Source organism: Synechococcus sp. RS9916 (assembly GCF_000153825.1).
Taxonomy (GTDB): domain Bacteria; phylum Cyanobacteriota; class Cyanobacteriia; order PCC-6307; family Cyanobiaceae; genus Synechococcus_C.
Genome location: NZ_DS022299.1, coordinates 2,455,380 through 2,473,534, shown reverse-complemented (window position 1 = coordinate 2,473,534; position 18,155 = coordinate 2,455,380). Strand labels below are relative to the sequence as shown.

18 protein-coding genes and 1 tRNA gene are annotated in these 18,155 nt (G+C 61.4%); 13 read left to right on the top strand and 6 right to left on the bottom strand.

Annotation, left to right across the window (positions count from 1 at the left end; all coding sequences use genetic code 11):
* The first annotated feature begins 723 nt into the window (after positions 1-723).
* From RS9916_RS12370 to gatC, 7 genes are all read left to right on the top strand, one after another.
* Positions 724-1,926 (top strand): hypothetical protein, encoded by a 1,203-nt coding sequence (locus RS9916_RS12370; protein WP_038023799.1) that lies wholly within the window; start codon positions 724-726, stop codon positions 1,924-1,926.
* Positions 1,927-2,240: 314 nt separating this feature from the next.
* Positions 2,241-2,636 carry a hypothetical protein gene (locus RS9916_RS12365; protein ID WP_198003429.1) on the top strand — a complete coding sequence of 132 codons (396 nt, stop codon included), beginning with the start codon at positions 2,241-2,243 and terminating at the stop codon, positions 2,634-2,636.
* A gap of 554 nt (positions 2,637-3,190) precedes the next feature.
* Positions 3,191-4,009, top strand: a complete 819-nt coding sequence (locus tag RS9916_RS12360; RefSeq protein ID WP_156777549.1) for a VanW family protein — start codon at positions 3,191-3,193, stop codon at positions 4,007-4,009.
* Positions 4,010-4,020: 11 nt separating this feature from the next.
* A complete protein-coding gene (locus RS9916_RS12355) occupies positions 4,021-4,746 on the top strand; it encodes a queuosine precursor transporter (RefSeq protein WP_007099775.1) in 726 nt (241 codons plus the stop codon).
* Between the two features lie 74 nt (positions 4,747-4,820).
* The gene (locus tag RS9916_RS14975) at positions 4,821-4,964 is read left to right on the top strand and encodes a hypothetical protein (protein ID WP_007099774.1); all 144 of its coding nucleotides are present in this window, start codon (positions 4,821-4,823) and stop codon (positions 4,962-4,964) included.
* A 57-nt stretch (positions 4,965-5,021) separates the two neighbouring features.
* Entirely contained in the window at positions 5,022-5,810 is a 789-nt protein-coding gene (locus RS9916_RS12350) for a creatininase family protein (protein ID WP_007099773.1), read from the top strand.
* Positions 5,807-6,100, top strand: coding sequence for an Asp-tRNA(Asn)/Glu-tRNA(Gln) amidotransferase subunit GatC (gatC, locus tag RS9916_RS12345; RefSeq protein WP_007099772.1), 294 nt, complete (start codon positions 5,807-5,809; stop codon positions 6,098-6,100). The genes RS9916_RS12350 and gatC overlap by 4 nt, the downstream gene beginning before the upstream one ends.
* Positions 6,101-6,153: 53 nt before the next feature.
* Here the strand turns inward: gatC and crtR are convergent, their stop codons facing one another.
* Positions 6,154-7,179 (bottom strand): beta-carotene hydroxylase, encoded by a 1,026-nt coding sequence (crtR, locus tag RS9916_RS12340; RefSeq protein ID WP_007099771.1) that lies wholly within the window; start codon positions 7,177-7,179, stop codon positions 6,154-6,156.
* 56 nt (positions 7,180-7,235) lie between these two features.
* Positions 7,236-7,317: transfer RNA gene (locus RS9916_RS12335), tRNA-Leu, on the bottom strand.
* A gap of 57 nt (positions 7,318-7,374) precedes the next feature.
* Here RS9916_RS12335 and RS9916_RS15420 point away from each other — a divergent pair.
* A complete protein-coding gene (locus tag RS9916_RS15420; protein ID WP_007099770.1) occupies positions 7,375-8,196 on the top strand; it encodes a Ycf66 family protein in 822 nt (273 codons plus the stop codon).
* Between the two features lie 25 nt (positions 8,197-8,221).
* Positions 8,222-11,158, top strand: a complete 2,937-nt coding sequence (ileS, locus tag RS9916_RS12325; protein WP_007099769.1) for an isoleucine--tRNA ligase — start codon at positions 8,222-8,224, stop codon at positions 11,156-11,158.
* Positions 11,159-11,173: 15 nt separating this feature from the next.
* On the opposite strand, the gene RS9916_RS12320 is transcribed toward ileS, so the two are convergent.
* Positions 11,174-11,482, bottom strand: a complete 309-nt coding sequence (locus RS9916_RS12320) for a hypothetical protein (RefSeq protein ID WP_007099768.1) — start codon at positions 11,480-11,482, stop codon at positions 11,174-11,176.
* Positions 11,472-12,083 (bottom strand): DUF3177 family protein, encoded by a 612-nt coding sequence (locus tag RS9916_RS12315; RefSeq protein WP_007099767.1) that lies wholly within the window; start codon positions 12,081-12,083, stop codon positions 11,472-11,474. The genes RS9916_RS12320 and RS9916_RS12315 overlap by 11 nt, the downstream gene beginning before the upstream one ends.
* Before the next feature lie 69 nt (positions 12,084-12,152).
* Between RS9916_RS12315 and RS9916_RS12310 the strand changes: the two genes are divergently transcribed.
* Genes RS9916_RS12310 through RS9916_RS12295 form a run of 4 tightly spaced genes read left to right on the top strand, consistent with a single transcriptional unit; the run spans position 12,153 to position 16,414 of the window.
* Complete coding sequence (locus tag RS9916_RS12310; protein ID WP_007099766.1) at positions 12,153-13,436, top strand: FIST N-terminal domain-containing protein; 1,284 nt, start codon at positions 12,153-12,155, stop codon at positions 13,434-13,436.
* A gap of 3 nt (positions 13,437-13,439) precedes the next feature.
* The gene (gene trmB / locus RS9916_RS12305; protein WP_007099765.1) at positions 13,440-14,147 is read left to right on the top strand and encodes a tRNA (guanosine(46)-N7)-methyltransferase TrmB; all 708 of its coding nucleotides are present in this window, start codon (positions 13,440-13,442) and stop codon (positions 14,145-14,147) included.
* Positions 14,148-14,159: 12 nt separating this feature from the next.
* On the top strand, positions 14,160-15,476 hold the full coding sequence (locus RS9916_RS12300; protein ID WP_007099764.1) for an IctB family putative bicarbonate transporter: 1,317 nt from the start codon (positions 14,160-14,162) through the stop codon (positions 15,474-15,476).
* A complete protein-coding gene (locus tag RS9916_RS12295; protein WP_007099763.1) occupies positions 15,470-16,414 on the top strand; it encodes a BadF/BadG/BcrA/BcrD ATPase family protein in 945 nt (314 codons plus the stop codon). The genes RS9916_RS12300 and RS9916_RS12295 overlap by 7 nt, the downstream gene beginning before the upstream one ends.
* Here the strand turns inward: RS9916_RS12295 and glmM are convergent.
* Both glmM and RS9916_RS12285 read right to left on the bottom strand, forming a co-directional pair.
* Positions 16,401-17,798, bottom strand: a complete 1,398-nt coding sequence (gene glmM, locus RS9916_RS12290; RefSeq protein WP_007099762.1) for a phosphoglucosamine mutase — start codon at positions 17,796-17,798, stop codon at positions 16,401-16,403. The two genes, RS9916_RS12295 and glmM, sit on opposite strands and share 14 nt — an antisense overlap.
* A gap of 137 nt (positions 17,799-17,935) precedes the next feature.
* Positions 17,936-18,103, bottom strand: a complete 168-nt coding sequence (locus tag RS9916_RS12285; protein WP_232199591.1) for a hypothetical protein — start codon at positions 18,101-18,103, stop codon at positions 17,936-17,938.
* Positions 18,104-18,155 lie beyond the last annotated feature (52 nt).

Here is an 18,155-nt window from a genome sequence, read left to right as displayed (position 1 = left end):
AAGATCTGCACAACGCCTAGCCGTCGACTGCTCCTCCACCCAAATCGCCACCACCACATCAGGCAGACTCCAATCAAATTGGACGAAAACGAAGCGTACTAATTAACAGCTAGCGACCTACAAACTTGCCGCAACGAAAATCTTGCTCTGTCATCCAATAGGGCCCCTTGGGGTCACCACCTCTTCCATTAACGACAAACACTTCGACCCAACCATTCACGCGATGAGGGTCACGTTGGAGACCATTGGAAACCCCTGAGGCACTCACCATGCCAAGACCACCAGAGGGAAGCTCAGGCATAACAGGAGTAGAGCTTGCGGGAGTTTGATAAAACTTTCTTCCAGGGCAATGCGTGACGACCTGAGAAAGCAGAGGGAGCTGAGCAGTTGTCAGAAGGCCAATCACACCTACCACTAGGGTGACGAAACACGAGCCTGGTTGGCGCATCACAACAACACGTGCACACTCAATCAAGTTAACAGCGACCTCCAACTCTCACTCAAGCCCAACTGAAGTAGCAGCAACCAGAACGAGGGGCGCCAAGTCGTCAGGCCGCAGCCCAAAACTCACCTTCACCAAGCTCCAAAAACGACAGACAAAGGCATGGCACAGAAAGGAAATACCCTGTGAAGAGGCCACTAAGGATGGACATGGCGCAAAATAGAACCCAGAAGCCACGCGACTAGCACAACGCACTAGCGAGGAGCACCAGCCAAGCCATCATGAAGAGTCTCAGAAATGTCAACTCAAAAGATATTTTCAAGGGCTTCGTCGCTCTAGGCAAACGTGCAAGAAATGCTTTTCCCAGATTGAGTCCAAACAAATTGCGCGCCGTAGGCATTCTTGCAATTATTGCTCTAATCATTGCTCTAATATCGACCAACTCCCAGCGAAATTTACTCAACACAGACGGGAAAGACTACTACGAGCCAACCACCCCACAAGAAGTCAGAGAGGCTGACACAAGATTCACGATTGGCATCTTCATCCAAAAGATCTCAGCCTTTGACCCCCAAACCAAGACGTTTGCAGGAGATGGATATGCATGGGTGAAGTGGAAAAAACCGGTGAGGGCGTGGGACGAAGCAACTCAAAATGATCCAGCGCTAACCCTTGAGTTCTTAAATGCTGTTGAACACTGGGACTTCGTCAAGGAACTATCCCCTGAAGACCCCTACACAGACAGCGATGGCTGGACCTATCAATCAGTCGTCTTTTCTGGAAGGTTTCTTGCCAATGACATTGACCTCAGACGCTTCCCCTTTGAATCGATTACTCTCCCAATCGAAATCGAATCAGACGACTTCTGGCTCACTGAACTAGCCTTTGTGCCTGACACATCAGGATCATCAGGGATCTCCCAAAAAAATGCCCTTCAGGGATACTCGCTGAATAGGGCAACATTTCAGACTAGGAAGCACATCTACTTGACGGCTATGGGGCTTAATGCAGACGCCATAGAAGAATTTGGCGATTCGAATATTGGAGTTTATCCCAATTTCTTAGCGGAGGTCAGCTACACAAGAAACTTCGGATCGAGCTCATGGCAACTACTTCTTCCACTCGGAATCGTGTCAGCCGTTGCATTCCTGACACCCATGATCGACGCCAGGGCCGCAGAAGCCAAGATCGCACTTCCTGCATCCGTCATCCTTACGTTGGTGTTCCTACAAGATGGGTACAAACAAATGCTTCCCCCATCACTTTCATACCTAACATTGCTAGATAAATTTTACATCTCAATGTATCTTTCGACCCTCGCAGTTTTCGGAATAACGATCTGGCATGCAAACAAAATCTCGCGCTCCCCAGAAGACCAGAGAGATCAAACTGCGAAGAGAATACGAAGCGAGGAGACGCAGGCAAACCTCCTGGTCGTTATTGCCTTGTGCACCTCTCTGGTCACGATCTGGATCACCTCATAAAACGCACCAACTCAGAGAGGCGCAAGCTAATAAATTCCTCAAAAAAACTGGATACGGCAAGCGAAGAAAAAGCAGACCACACGTTCCTCATAACAAACCTATGCTCCCTGCAATTAATGCTTGTGGCAAAGACACAACACAGCCTCAACAACTTTGCGCAGAGGGCATGGCGTCTAGGGGAAACAATGCAGAGCATTGCAGAAGACGTCTGCACAATCAGCCACCGAAAAGAACGGAAGAGTCTCAAGCATCAAGACAGTGGCAACAAACTGCAATTCATGCCAGCATCGATGCAAGCATGAAAGAGCACGATGATGAGACAGATTTTCACCCTATCTCTCGCAGCGACTGCTGTATTGACGACGTCCTGCACAGCCGCCGAAACGACCTCAACAATCAAGTGCGAAGCCTTGGGAGACGCCATCATCGCGACCAACAGTGGCGATCTCATTCTTGAGCAACGATTAATTCAATACCAGGAGCTAGAAGAATACGGACGCAATATGACTGGCAAGCGAGGCGGACAACGTGCGCTTTGCACCATCAAAAACAACCCACCTGGATACAAGTGGATGTCTTGCAGCAAAGACGGAACGGATTACAGCACATACATCATGGGAAGCCGCAAGAAAATTTTTGAGGTCGAGGAAGCAATCGCCAATAGCGTCCAACATCGTGGCTGGTCAGGAGCCTGCAAAGTCAAGCTCTAAACCAACAGCACACTGCGACTGTTCGTCCTTCACGGGCAATCTTGCTTAACACGAGAGTGACGAAGAGCATTGTGCTTAGGCAAGCTGCAAACCAATCCCCTGCTTTCACGATGCTTAGACAAACCCTCGCGATGACTGTCGCAGCAAGCAGCCTCTATTTTGCCGATGCCCCTCAATCCCATGCTTGCGCCGATGTTGGCCACCTGGATAGCTACCAACGCGGCGCCTCTCTAACAGAAATTATTGGGGGAATGAACGGAGCATGTCCTTCCACAATCACCCTCAATGCAGGGATGAATGGCTTTGCCGTTTGTGAAAACTCCAGATTCTCAAGGCATGGCAAAACAATCTTTCTAATCGGAAACAACGGCCGGGTCACGGCCATCCGGCGAGGCCCCAAGAGTTACGGGAACTGGTGTGCTTGGTAAGCACAGGCACAGCACAATCACTGAGAACCAGGTTGTTTGGCAGGGTTTGAGGGTGATACCCCGTCACCATTGCTCTCTAGTGCTCAAACTCAAGCCCCTGCCCGGCACCTGAGCGCATTGGTCTGCTTGGCTGGAGAGGGACGCGTCGACAGCATGTTGCGCAAACTACCCGCGCCTCTGAAGCGACAACTTCGCCTTGCAGGCTGCCAAGCCATGGCGCAATGGCGGCGGTATCCCAGCTCTAACGCACGGCGCAAACGGCAACTGAATGACGACGCGGCTCAGTCTTTGGCCGCCCAATGGAGCCTGTGGCAAAGCATTTCCACGCCGATCCCTAACCGAGGCGATGCCACCACCTGCGTCAATCGGCGCCACAACCTCGCCTTAGCGATCCGCAGCCTGCACCAACAGCTCATTCCTCCTGGCGGCGCATTCAGCCTGTCCCAGCAACTGGGGGAGCCCAGCGAAGCTGCTGGTTACCGGGCCGGGCCCGTCTTTGTGAAGGGGCAGGTGCTCCAAGACAGCGGAGGGGGCCTCTGCCTGATTGCCACCAATCTCTATCAGTTATTCCTACACGCCGGCTGCCGCATCCTCGAGCGCCACAACCACAGCATTGATGCCTACGGCGAAGAGCGGTTCTTTGCTCTCGGAGAAGACGCAGCCATTGCCTATGGCACCAAGGATCTCGCGATCCGCAATCCCTTTCCAACGCCCGTGCTGTTGCGCATCAGCCTCGGCAGTCACACGGTGCACAGTGAATTGTTGGGACCGGGAGCCAAACCCCTGCAGACCCTGGTGCAGTCCACGGTGCTGGAGCGGCAACCACCGGCCATCGGCCAACAGCATCCAGGTTGGCAGGTGTGCACCACGCGTTTCATCAAGCGACCGTTGGGTGGTGGATGGCAGCAGGACGACCTGTCCTTCAGTCACTATCTGCCCTGCTGAGCTTGTCGCCCATGCCAGACGCCCAGACCACCCATGCCATCCAGGCCCGGCGCGATCTGGTGTTTCTGGTGCTGGCCGGCCTGTTTCTGGGCACCTTGGGGATGCTCAACATCCTTGGCCTGACGCGTTTTCTGGCCTTAGGGCAAATCGGCTCGTGGCCCATCGTTGTGGCCGTCGGCGCCCTTCCTTATCCAGTCACGTTCCTGTGCACCGATCTGATCAGTGAACTCTGGGGAGAAGAGAAAGCCGCCCAGGTGGTGTGGGTGGGACTGCTGCTCAATGGCTGGGTGGTGCTGATCCTCTGGCTGGGCGGGGTGATGCCAGGCCTGAGTGGAGGGCCGGAAGACACCTTCTTTGAGATTCAGCGTTTGGCCTTCGGATCCGTCGGGGCCTCGATGGTGGCTTATCTCACGGCCCAGTTCGTCGATGTGCGTCTGTTCCATTTCTGGAAACAACGCACCGAGGGGAAAGCACTCTGGTTGCGCAACAACGGATCCACCCTCGTCAGCCAATTGGTGGACACCACGGCAGTGGTGCTGATCAGCCACTACGGCGCCCATGTGCTGCCTGTGCGCGGCGGAGAACCGGTGCTACCCCAGCTAGCAGCCTTCATCGCCAGCGGTTATCTGTTTAAAGCCATCGCGGCCTTGGCAGACACCCTTCCATTCATCTGGCTCACCGGGTGGTTGCGCCGATGGCTGGAGGTTCCTGGCGCCGGCAGTGAAATTACAGGCTGAATGACGATTCACCCACCGAGACCTTGAGCCCTGGGCTGCAACTGCCAGGCTGGGATCCAACGAACGACGAATGAATGGAAGCAGCTCTTTCCGGGTTCAACCTTGGCACCGTGCTGCTGTTCGGTTGCGGATTCTTTGTGCTGGCCACCCTGTATTTCGGGACCAAGGGCGGCTACTACAACACCGATAAGTACGACGGCAACGGCTCCGCTCACTGACTGCTCTCCATCACTGCGCTCAACGGCTGCGCAGACTGACACCACTGACCAATCCCCATGCCTTCCACCCTGCCTGGAGAAGTCTCCAGCTCTGATGCCATTCGCCTGGCCCTGCGCAGCTGGCCCGAAGTGGACACGTATCTCGAGCAGTGCAAAGGCGTGATCATTCCGTTGGGCTCCACCGAACAGCACGGCCCCACGGGGGCCATTGGCACCGATGCCCTCACTGCTGAAGCGGTGGCTCTAGAACTCGGACGCCGCAGTGGCGTGCTCGTGACACCAGCCCAGGCGTTCGGGATGGCTGAACATCACCTGGGGTTTGCTGGCACCATGAGCCTCCAACCCAGCACCCTGATGGCGGTGCTGCACGATCTGGTGCTGTCGCTTGCCACCCATGGCTTTGAGCGGATCTTTGTGGTCAATGGCCACGGCGGCAACATCGCCACCGCCAAGGCCGCCTTCGCCCAGGCCTATGGCACCGCCACCAGCCGCGACTTGCCCGTCGCACCACGCCTGCGCTGTCGCATGGCCAACTGGTTCATGGCCGGACCGGTGATGCAACGGGCCCGCGAGCTCTACGGCAACCGTGAGGGGCAGCACGCGACCCCCAGCGAAATTGCTCTCACCCTGCACCTCCACGACAGCCTGATGGAGAAGCAGCGGCCCTTACCGGAGGCTGCACCCTGTGGCTCCATCCATGGTCCGGCCGACTTTCGCCGCCGTTACCCGGACGGCCGCATGGGCTCCGATCCCTACCTCGCCAAGCCGGACCATGGCGCGGAATTCCTGACCACGGCGGCGACGGCGCTGCGCGATGATCTCGAAACCTTTCTCGCCGCCGCATGAGCAAGATCACCGCCGACGACGTGCGCAAGGTGGCCAAGCTGTCGCGCCTCAACCTGCCGGAAGAGACGATTGCCACCTACACCGGTCAGCTCGAGCGCATTCTTGATTACGTGGATCAGCTGCAAGCGGTCGACACCGAAGGCGTACCCCCGACCACTCGCGCCGTGGAAGTGGTCAATGTCACCCGCGAAGACGCCGTGGTGTCGACGGACGTGCGCGAAGAATTACTGGACCAAGCCCCTCAGCGAGAAGGCGACTTCTTCCGAGTGCCCAAAATCCTGGCCGACTGAGGCCAGCGACAGAACCCACTTCCGGCACGAATACGTTACACAGAAAGCGCTTTTTAGTAACGCCGACGTGCCGGAGTGACTGCGGTGCGTTGCAAGAGCCCCATCCAGCCACGGCGCATCCGAGAACTGGGCATCACCCGTGCCAAGCGGCGCATCTTGCTGCCGTGGGGCTTGTGGCTGCGCACGCCAAGGAAGATGTCGTAGAGGAAATTGGTCAGGTCTTTGCGGGTCTCAAACAAACCCAGCCGTTGCGGTGAGCCCTTGGAATCCAACAGCGGCTTGGTGGCTTCATACGCCGGCTTGTACTCAAACCAGGGAATCGACGGCCACAGGTGATGCACCAAGTGGTAGTTCTGACCCATGATCAGCCAATTCATGGTGCGCCCTGGATAAATGCGGGCGTTCTGCCAGCGGTTGCGGGACAGGAAAGGGCGGTGCGGCAGGTAATCGAAGAACAGGCCGAGCGTGACCCCAACCATCAGGGCTGGAGCGAACCAGCAGTTGAAGATGAACGGAAGGAACTCGAAGCGGAAAGCAGCCACCACGATCGTGATGAACACGGCGCGCTCCAGCCCCCACTGCATCAACTCCCAGCGCTTCCAAAGCTTGCGCTGAAAGAAAAAGAACTCGTGATAGAAGAATCGCGGCGCGATCAACCAGAGCGGCCCGAAGGTGCTGACGATGTGGTCGGGATCGTTTTTGGGATCATTGACGTGGGAATGGTGCTGCAAGTGCACCCGCGTGAACACCGGAAAACTGAAACCCAACAGAAGGGCTGATCCATGGCCCATGGCCTGATTGATCCAAGGCACCGGATGGGCCGCCTTGTGGCAGGCGTCATGGACCACCGTGCCCTCCAGATGCAAGGCCAAAAAGCCAGTCAGCAGCAACACCGGCAATGACCAGCCCCCGACAAACCAGCCCCAGACCGTGAGTGCTGCCAGGGCATAGCCACCCAGAAACAGACCCACCGTTGGATTCCAGGGGCCCGGTGGATCGAGGAACTCCTTCGGCACAGAGCGCAATCGCCGCTCAGCTGAGGGGGGCGTAACGACAGCAGCAACGGTTGCGTTGGTCATCGGTCGACGCAGCCTTCTCAACATGTCACAAGCGCTTGACCCTAAGGAAAGCGTGATGCCCACCGGGGGACTTGAACCCCCACGACCGAAGCCACTGGTACCTAAAACCAGCGCGTCTACCAATTCCGCCAGGTGGGCAAGAGCCGAACTTTAGGCATCGACCCACAATGGGGCCAACCTGGACCCCCACTCCTGATGCTGGCCACCCTCACTGGAGACCTCTGCCTGCTGGTGGGACTGGTGGTCCTGCTTCTGCCCCTCCTGGCCACCGAACTGAGTCGACCGCGAGACGGCGTCTGGGGAGCGGTTGTCTTACTGCTGGGGCTCGTGCTCGTGACCAGCAGCGACCGCCTGCGCGGGGCACCCATGTTGGCGGTGGCCTGTGGAGCCCTGCTGATCAGCCGTTTGGGTGTGGAAGTCGCCCAGGCCCGTTGGAATCAACTGAGCAGCGAAGAACAACAACGCCTGAGTTCAAGCGAGCGCTGGAGCACCAGCGTTCAACAGCTGATCGCTGCAGTGGTGAGTCTCAGCGGCAATGCCGGCAGCCTGCTGAGCAGCATCAAACCAAGCTTGCCGACGACGGGCTCCACCCCAAAACGGGAAGGAGCCAGCAAGAGCGGCAAACGTTGGGTGAGACCGGAAGCCAGCCCCACAGAGACCGAACCACCGGTCGGCACCGCAACACCCGCAAGCAAGGCAGCCGAAGAGACCTCCAACCCATCAGCTTCAGCAGAAGCCTCCAACACCGAAACCGCCGCAGACACGGAAGACCAGACGCAACCCGAACAGCCTGCGGCAGCCGCCGAGCAACCCCAGCCGCTCAGGACCAAGGGATTCGGCGCACCTCGCAAGCAAGGCAAGGGAAAAGGCAAGCGCTGGGTCCGCCCCGAGCCCGAAGCCACACCACCTTCAGACCAACCCAGCGACCCTGCGGAGCAACAACAACAAGAGCCTGATCAACCCTCCGCAACAGAGGAACCTTCTCCCTTGCCTCCAATCGGCACCGACCAGGACTGATAATTCCAGCTGCAGCAGCGCCACCGTGTCGAAGGACAGCCGGTCTCAGGAGAGCCCATCGCAGAAGCAGCAGCCGGCCGGCGCGGACAAGCCCTCCTACAAGCAGACCCTGAACCTGCTCGAGACAGGCTTTGGCATGCGGGCCAACGCCACCCAGCGAGAGCCTCAACTGCAGACCTTCTGGAAGGAACAGGGCATCGATCAACGCCTTGGGGAGGAGAACACCGGAGAACCGTTCACCCTCCACGACGGCCCGCCCTACGCCAACGGCGCCCTACACATGGGCCACGCCCTCAACAAGGTGCTCAAAGACATCATCAACAAGCACCGGGTGATGCAAGGGCGCAAAGTGCGCTACGTGCCTGGCTGGGACTGCCACGGACTGCCGATTGAGCTCAAGGTGCTCCAGGGCATGGACCAGGAGCAGCGCAAAGCACTCACCCCCGTGAAGCTGCGCAAGAAAGCCGCGGCCTATGCCCGCAAGCAGGTGGATGGCCAGATGGCCGGCTTCAAGCGCTGGGGCATCTGGGCTGACTGGGAGAACCCCTACCTCACGCTGCAGAAGGATTACGAGGCTGCCCAGATCGAAGTCTTCGGGGCGATGGCCCTCAAGGGCCACATCTATCGAGGCCTCAAGCCGGTGCACTGGAGTCCCAGCTCGCGCACGGCCCTGGCCGAAGCCGAACTGGAATACCCCGACGGCCACACCAGCCCCAGTGTGTACGTGGCCTTCCCAGCCGTGGCGCTGCCGGACGCCCTGCGTCAGAGCCTCGGCCAACAGGGCCTGGAGCTGCCGGCCGATGGCGATGCTCTCGGCGATGTCCTTCAGGTCTCCATCTGGACCACGACCCCATGGACCCTGCCGGCCAACCTGGCGGTGTCGGTCAATGATCGCCTCGACTACGCCCTCTGCGCCGATAACCGTGGTCGCCTCCTGATCGTTGCCAACGACCTGCGCGACGCTCTGGCCGCCAAATTCGAAACCACCCTTGAGACCAAGGCCGTGGTCAAAGGCGCCGACCTGGCCGGACTGCGCTATCGCCATCCCCTGCTGGAGCGAGAGAGCCCGGTTGTGGTTGGTGGGGAGTACATCACCACCGAATCGGGCACCGGCCTGGTGCACACCGCCCCCGGCCACGGCGTCGACGACTTCAACACCGGCCGCAAGCACGGCCTACCTGTGCTCTGCCCGGTGGATGAAGCCGGCACCCTCACCGATGAAGCCGGGCCGTTTGTCGGTCTGAACGTGCTCAAAGATGCCAATCCCACAATCGTGGAGGCATTGGAGCAATCCGGGGCCCTGCTCAAGCACGAGAGCTATGGCCACCGCTACCCCTACGACTGGCGCACCAAGAAGCCCACGATCTTCCGCGCCACTGAGCAATGGTTCGCCTCCGTGGAGGGGTTCCGAAGCGAAGCCCTCGAGGCCATTGACCAGGTCAACTGGCTGCCGGCTTCAGGTCGCAACCGCATTGAGTCGATGGTGAGTGAGCGGGGCGACTGGTGCATTTCCCGCCAGCGCACCTGGGGCGTACCCATTCCCGTCTTCTACCACCGCAGCAGTGGCGACGTGCTGCTCAATGCCGACTCAATCGCCCATATTCAGGCCCTGATCGCCCAACACGGGGCCGACGTGTGGTGGGAGAAAGACGAGTCCGAACTGTTGCCTCCCAGCCATCAGGCCGAAGCCGATCAATGGCGCAAAGGCACCGACACGATGGACGTGTGGTTTGACTCCGGCTCGAGCTGGGCGGGAGTCGCCAGCAAGCGGGATGGCCTCAGCTATCCAGCAGATCTCTACCTGGAAGGCTCCGACCAGCACCGCGGCTGGTTCCAAAGCTCCCTGCTCACGTCCGTCGCAGTCAACGGTCACGCGCCTTACCGCACCGTGCTCACCCATGGCTTCGCCCTGGATGAAAAGGGCCGCAAGATGAGCAAATCGCTGGGCAACGTCGTTGATCCGATGGTGATCATCGAAGGCGGCAAGAACCAAAAGCAGGAGCCCCCCTACGGCGCTGATGTGCTGCGGTTGTGGGTGAGCTCCGTCGACTACTCCGCTGATGTGCCGATCGGTGCCGGCATCCTGAGCCAACTGGCAGACGTCTACCGCAAGGTGCGCAACACCGCGCGGTACCTACTGGGCAATCTCCACGACTTCGATCCCGCTCGCGATGCCGTTGCCATCGAGGACCTGCCCCTATTGGATCGCTGGATGCTGCAGCGCACCGCTGTGGTGCTCGACAGCATTTCCGAAGCCTTCGACAACTACGAATTCTTCCGCTTCTTCCAACTACTGCAGAACTACTGCGTCAGCGATCTCTCCAACTTCTACCTCGACATCGCCAAGGACAGGCTTTACGTCAGCGCACCCAACGACAGGCGCCGGCGCAGCTGCCAAACGGTGATGGCCCTGATCATCGAGCGTCTGGCGGGCGCGATCGCCCCAGTGCTTTGCCACATGGCAGAAGACATCTGGCAGAACCTTCCCTACCCGGTGGCAGAACCCTCCGTGTTCCGCCGCGGCTGGCCCACGGTGCCGGACAACTGGCGGAACGAAAGCCTCAATGCGCCGATGCAACAACTGCGGGACCTGCGCAGTGCCGTGAACCGCGTGCTGGAGGATTGCCGGGGCAAGCGAGAGCTCGGTGCCTCCTTGGAGGCTGCCGTGCGCATCGACGTGCGCGATCCAGAGCTGCAGAAGGCGGTGAACTGGCTGCAGGAGCACGGCCATTCCGAGGTGGATGGACTGCATGACTGGCTGCTGGTGTCGCAACTGCAGCTGGGCGGCGAACCCTGGGCCGAAGTGCTCGCCAGCGAAGACAGCCCACTGGCGGCCATCGAGGTGGCCCGATCCCGCGGCCAGAAATGCGAGCGCTGCTGGCATTACGAAACCGATATTGGTCAGCACAGTGACCATCCCGATCTCTGCGGGCGTTGCGTGGCGGTGCTGGAGCGCCGCTGAACCAACGACCTCAGTTCACCCCCAGGCGTTGGGGTCGAGCAGCTGTTGAACGGGCACTGGTCCCATCAGCAGCTGCTCTGCAGCGGGATTAAGCGGCCCCTGGAGCAGGTAAGCGTTCTCAATCGTCGCGCCATGCGGCAGCACACTCTGATCAGGATCGAAAGCTGTGGGATGGGTGATGCAACTGCTGAACCCGCGGAAGATCAGCAGTTCGAGAGGTTCCTCGGATCCGCTCTCGAGGCGCACAGAACCCTCCAGTCGCACCACCCGGTCGGGGTGATCGCGACTAATCGATTCGAGGGCCTGCAGCTGCTCAGAATTCACCGGCCACACGCCCCTGACGGGGAAGACGAATCAACAGCCACTGGAGCAGACCAACGGCGTAGGCCACCAACATCACATAACCAAGGAAGGCAGCCACGGCCTCATTCCAGTCGCCGCCAAACAGGAAATCAAACAGCCCCTCCAGCACCAGATGAAGCCCCTGAGGAGCCTCCAGCCAGGCCTTGCAATCGGCACCTTCGACGGCTGAGACACACGACAGGCTGCTAATCGCCATGCCGGCAGCGATCACGGAAAAACCGCTCAGGGCCCAGCGCCACAAGCGCACCGTCAGCACCAACGGTTGCCGCAAGGGTCGATCAGCCAGCTCCTCGTTGAGATCCACCCAGAACCAGACGCTGACCGTCATCAGCACCGGAGCCACCAACGCGGTGACGTAGCCCAGAGGCCGCTGATCGGTTAGTAGCAGCAGGGTGATCACCAGCAGGCTCGCCACCTTCCAGTAGATGCCCATCAGCCGGGAGATCGCCGTCTCCCTCCGAACGGAGGCCCACACCAACAACACCAAGGGAAGACCCAGCGCGAAGGTGGCCCCGAGGCGATAGGTCAGCCACACCAGGCTGCGATAGGGAAGGTCAGGCACCAGCGCGGTTCAAGTCGGCGTCATTATCGACGCCCGCGCCGGTTCCGCCAGGGTTGGTAAGGTCCAGCCATGGGGCCGTTTCAGCCGTTCAACTGGTTCCGCTCGCGCCAGGCGCAGGCCCGCTGTCGTACAGCCCTGTCCAGTCAGACCTCCTTGGATGCGGCCGTCCAGGAGGTCAGCGCCGTGCTTGGCAAGGGGAGCGCCGATCTGGCCCTGGTCTTCGTTTCGAGTCATTTCGCCAGCGATCTACCCAGGCTGCTGCCCCTGCTGCAGGCGACCCTGCACGCGGAGCACTGGCTCGGCTGCATCGTGGGTGGCGTGGTCGGCACTGACCGCAACGGAGAAGCCCATGAGCTGGAGCAGACCCCAGCTCTGAGCGTGACGCTGCTGAATCTGCCGGGGGCGGTGCTGCAACCCTTTGCCGTTGACACCAATCAGCTGCCCGACCTCGACGGCTCCAACGAACAATGGCAGCAATGGCTGGGGCTGGATCCCTCCCAATTGCGATCGCTGGTGGTCTTGATCGACCCCACCAGCAGCGGCATCACTGATTTGATCAGTGGACTCGACTACGCCTTCCCCTCCGCCCCCTGCCTTGGAGGCATCGCAGCACCCCATGCAGCCCCCCACGGGTCTCTGCTGCAAGGCCAGAACGTGGCCAGTGGGGTGGTGGGCCTGGCCATCGGCGGAGACTGGACCTTGGAGCCCGCCGTGGCACAAGGCTGCAAGCCCATCGGCCCAGTGTTTGCCATCGAACAGGCCGAGCGCAATGTGCTGCTGGAGCTCAGCCACGATCAAAAGCGCAATACCCCCGTGGAGTGCCTGCAACGGGTCCTGGCCGAGCTCAACGAAGACGAGCGCGAGGCCGTCAAAGACTCCCTGTTCCTCGGTGTTGAACGGCAGGCTCTGCTGATGGGCCCCAGCGGAACCCCAGAACCCCGCAGCGCCTTTCTGGTGCGCAATCTGATCGGGGTGGATCCGCGCAATGGAGCTGTGGCCGTGGCCGAACGCATCCGGGTGGGACAGAACGTGCAGTTTCAGCTGCGGGAAGCCGATGCCTCCCGCCAGGAAGCCCGTCAGCTGCTGTGCGATGCCCGGGACCGCTGCGGCGAAGAACCCCATTTCGGCCTTTTGTTTGCCTGCCTGGGCAGAGGAGAGGGCCTGTATGGATGCCCCGATGGGGATGTGGCCATCGCCCGATCGGTGATCCCTGATCTTCCGATCGCTGGAGCCTTCTGCAACGGAGAAGTGGGCCCCCTCGCCGGCAGCACCCACTTGCACGGCTACACCGCCTGTTGGGGCCTTCTGCGCCATGCCCCCCTGGCAATCTCAGAGGTTGACCCCAACGCCTGACCCTTGCGCCAGCACGTCAATCCCCTCAGCCGCTTCTTCCAGCTGCCCCTGGAGCTGCCCGGTCCCGAGGCGCTGTTCGACGATCCCAACCGACCGATTCATCTCGACATCGGCTCGGCCCGCGGTCAGTTTCTGCTAGCCCTGGCAGACGTGCAACCCGAGTGGAACCACCTTGGCGTCGAGATTCGCCGGCCCTTGGTGGCAGCGGCACAGCGTGACCGCGATGCACGGGAGATGCAGAACCTTCATTTCCTGTTCTGCAACGCCAACGTGAGCGTGCAGGGATGGATGGAAGCCCTGCCACCAGACCGCCTGCAGCGAGTCTCAATCCAGTTCCCTGACCCTTGGTTCAAAAAGCGCCACCAGAAGCGCAGAGTGCTGCAACCCGCGCTGTTGCTGGCCATTGCCGCGGCCTTGCAACCAGGGCGAGAGCTGTTCATGCAGAGCGATGTGCTGGAAGTGATCGAGCCGATGGTGGCCCTCACCGAACTGAGTGGCTGCTTCGAGCGACCCGAGGCTGACCCCCGGCCCTGGCGGGGCCCCAGTCCCTTGCCAGTGCAAACAGAACGGGAGCGCTACGTGCTCGACCAGGAGCTTCCCGTCTACCGAGTGCTGTACCAACGCAACACCACACCACTGCCATCCGTTGCAGATCTCGAACAACGCTGGGAACGGGTCGATAATCCGGCGGAGAACACACCCACACCGTGAGGGCGCACGCCGATGGCTGATGCGGTTGCCGAGGCTCCGCTGCTACTGCGCTGGCAGGGCCTGATTCCCAGCTCCCAGCCCCAGCAACGGCGCCTGCAGGCCGTGGCCTGCCTAGTGTTGATGGGCCTGCTCGCAACCCTGCCGGTCATCAGCAGACCGGGCCTTGCCCTGGTGGTGACCGCCTGCGGTGCCCTCTGGCTGCTCTGGGCCCTGATCACCCCGCCAAGCCGGATCGGGGCCATCAGTGGATGGCTTCTGCTCTACCTAGCAATCGCCACGCTGGCCACGGGCTTTTCGCCGGTCCCAGTCGCCGCGGCCAAGGGACTGATCAAGCTGCTCAGTTACTTAGGGATCTATGCCTTGCTGCGCCAACTGCTGCTGCAGCGCCCCCAGTGGTGGGATCGTCTGGTGGCGGCACTGCTCAGTGGGGGCCTCTTAAGCAGTGTGATCGCACTGCGACAGCTCTACGGGCCGACGGAAGAACTGGCGGGCTGGGCCGATCCCAATTCCGTGGCGGAGGGCACGATCCGCGTCTATGGCCCCCTCGGCAACCCCAACCTGTTGGCGGGCTATCTGGTGCCACTGCTGCCCCTTGCCCTGGTGGCCCTGCTGCGCTGGCAGGGGTGGGGACAACGCCTGTTCGCCGGGGCGAGCCTGCTGCTCGGGGCTGTATCCACCCTGTTCAGCTACAGCCGTGGGGGCTGGCTGGGAATGCTCGCAGCCTTGGGCGTGGTGGTGCTGCTGGTGGTGCTGCGCAGCATTCGCCACTGGCCGCCGCTTTGGCGCCGTCTGGTCCCTCTCGCCCTCTTGGTGCTTGGTGTGGCCTTGATCGCCATCGCCGTCACCCAGGTGGAGCCGGTGCGCACCCGCGTCGCCAGCCTGTTGGCCGGCAGGGGCGATAGTTCCAACAACTTTCGGATCAACGTCTGGATGTCGGCGCTGGCGATGGTGCAAGACCGCCCCTGGCTAGGTATCGGCCCTGGCAACAACGCCTTCAACAGCATTTATCCGCTCTACCAACAGCCCCGTTTCAATGCCCTGAGCGCCTACTCGGTGCCTCTCGAGATCCTTGTGGAGACCGGCATCCCCGGTCTGATCGCCTGCCTTGGCCTGGCCTGGAGCAGCCTGCGCCAGGGCTTGGCAGGACTGAAGGGTGAGGGACCACTGCAACTGCAACGACTGGCCTGCCTGGCCGCGATCGCCGGCCTGCTGGTGCAAGGTGCCACCGACACCATCTTCTTCCGGCCCGAAGTGCAGGTGATTGGTCTGTTCTGTTTGGCCACCCTGGCCCAACCGCTCGAGCGATCACCTGAGTATCAACCATGCTGATCGGTGGATTCGATGCCGGGCAGACTCACACCCGCTGCCGCCTGCTGCGGGTCGAGCCCGAGGACGACACCACTCAGGGCGAAGGCGACGGCAGTGGTGTCTGCCACCTGGATGCTGCGGAGGGTGAAGCGCGATTTCAAGCCGCGCTGCGCTCCAGCCTGGATGCCGCCCTGCAGGCGGCCGGACTGCCCCTGAACAGCCGCCTTGACGCGGCGGTCGTCGGAGCCAGCGGCATTGAACACGGCACAACACTGCAACAACGCGGTCAGCGCCTCCTCAGCAAAGTCCTGGATCTCCCCGCCACCCAGACGCTGGTGACCGGCGATGAACGCACCGCCCTGCATGGCGCCTTCCCAGCCGGCGCCGGCATCGCGCTGATCAGTGGCACCGGGATGATCTGCCTTGGACGGGATCAGACCGGCCGGGAGCACCGGTGCGGAGGCTGGGGATGGCGTCTGGACGGCGCCGGCTCAGCCTTCGACATCGGCCATCAGGGGTTGCAGCTCAGCCTGCGCATGGCCGATGGGCGGATTGCGGAGACACCCTTGCGACGCCAACTCTGGGACGCCCTGGGCTGCACCAGTCCCGCAGAGGTCAAAGCCCTGGCGGCTGGATCGGCGCTGGATGTGGCCGCTCTGGCACGGCTTGCCCCGTTGGTGCATGCCGAAGCCACCCGTGGCGATACCCAGGCTCTGGAGGTGTTAGCCCGCTCCGCCACCGCCCTGGCCGAAGCTGTGACCACAGTGGCCCAAGCCCTCTCGCTCCAAGCACCTGCAATCAGCGCCCAAGGGGGAGCGATCACCCACCTGCAAGGGTTACGCGATCTGGTGAGCGATCAACTCGACCAGCAGCTGGGCCACTGGCACTGGAGTGACCACGGCGGGGATGCCTGTGATGGCGCCCTGAGTCTGGCCAGAGGCCTGATCAAGCAGCGTTGAGATGCTGATCCGCCAGCTGGGCCAGGTGCTGACTCCAGTGGTCGACATCGGTCTGCTCGGCCGCTTCCACCATCACGCGCAGCAGCGGTTCCGTACCACTGGCCCGTACCAACACACGGCCGCTGCCGGCCATGGCGGCTTCCGCATCGCTCACCGCATGGGTGAGGGGCTCACAGGCCTCCCAGCCGGTGCGGCGGCCCTTGTCGGCCACGGTGACATTCACCAGCTTCTGGGGATAGGACTGGAAACTCTCATCCCGCCAAGCGCCAAGGCTGAGCTGACGCTGGTGGCAAAGCGTGGCGATCTGCAGCGCCGTGAGCACGCCATCACCAGCCAGCCCATAGGCGGACGACAGGATGTGGCCGGACTGCTCACCACCCAGGGCAGCACCACTGCTCACCATGGCGGCATGCACATGCTGATCCCCCACCGGCGTGCGCTCAAGGACGCCGCCACGTGCCTGCCAGGCCCGTTCAAAGCCCAGGTTGGACATCACCGTGGCCACCAGTCGCTGATCCGGCAGCGCCCCCTGCTCCTGCAGCGCTGAACCCCAGAGGAACAGCACGTGGTCACCATCCACCACCCGGCCCTGTCCATCCACGGCGAGCATCCGATCCGCATCACCGTCAAAGGCGAACCCCATCTCGGCGCCGCTGTTGACCACCGCCTCCCGCAGAGGGGCGAGGTGGGTGGAACCGCATCCCACGTTGATTCGGCTGCCATCCGGTTCACCGTGCAACACGGTGAGATCAGCGCCCAAGGCCTGAAACACCTCGGCGCCGAGAGCAGTGGCAGAGCCCCAACAGAGATCCAGCACCACCTTGACGCCGCTCAGCCCCTGACCGGGCACGCTGGCCAGCAGCGCATCGCGGTAATGGCAGAGCAGCTCAGGACGGTGATGGGCCGGTGCACAGGCCGTCGTCATCGCCGCCTCAGCCTCAGCAGCCTCGCCTCTGAGCCCAGCCTCAATCGACCGCTGCAGCTCAGGGCGCACCTTATTTCCATCGGCACCGAACACCTTGATGCCGTTGTCGTGGGGCGGATTGTGACTGGCAGACACCATCAGACCACCGGCAGCACCGCACTGGCGGATCAACAGCGGCACCGCGGGGGTGGCACACAGCCCGAGGGTCCACACCTCACGGCCAGCGGCTGTGAGGCCAGCAGTCAGAGCCGCCATCACCATGGCGCCACTGCTGCGGGAATCCATGCCGATCAAGACGGGCCCCTCACGGGGGAACACACGACCACACCAATACCCCACCTGCAGCGCTAAGGCCGGGGTGATGGCTGAGCCCACGCGGCCGCGCAGACCATCGGTGCCAAAGGCCGCCTGAGACGGGTGGTGGGGAATCCCCAGGGGCGGTGTGGCGTGGTCGGCCATCAACAAAGCAGTGGAGAGAGCAGGAGGTTAGTCGGACTGCTCAAGCAGTCTTTGCAAACCAGGGAACCCCCAAACGCACAGTTTCAAGGCGGTCAGTTCCAAAGCGGACAGTTCCAAAGCGGACAGCCCCAAAGCGGTCAGCTCCAGCGCCGCGGAGCCAGCAGCAGTGCGACCAACTCCAGGACGGCCCAGATGGCGATTAGCACCACCACCCAGCCCGGCAGCCAGACCAACGGCCAAAGCCAGCGACACCCCCAGACCAACAGCAACACAAGCCAGGAGAGGCCGCAGCGACGTTGCTGCATCTGACCAGGACCTCCTGCTCGCTTCAGTCTCGCCATACCGATGCTGCTGGCC